1 pseudogene is annotated in these 243 nt (G+C 67.1%); it reads left to right on the top strand.

Annotated features, from left to right (window positions below):
- Window positions 1-243, top strand: a pseudogene (locus tag AC0IY0_RS28955) (cation:proton antiporter); the annotation flags it as partial.

The raw sequence follows: 243 nt of genomic DNA, 5'->3' as shown, positions 1-243 counted from the left end.
CCTCATCCCCGAGACGCTGAAGACGCCCGTGCTGCTGGCACTCGCGCTCATCGCCTACGTCGTGCCGAACCTGCTCCTGAACGAGGCCGGGCTGATCGGTGCGACCGTGTTCGGCATCGCGCTTGCGAACCGGCACGTGCCGGGTCTGGCCGACCTTCGTCGATTCAAGGAAAGCCGCGTCGTCCTGCTGGTGTCTTGCCTGTTCGTGGTGCTGACCGCCGACCTCGACCTCGCGGTCCTGGG

The organism is Methylobacterium sp. AC315 (assembly GCF_979253755.1).
This window is presented reverse-complemented; position numbering and strand designations above follow the sequence as displayed.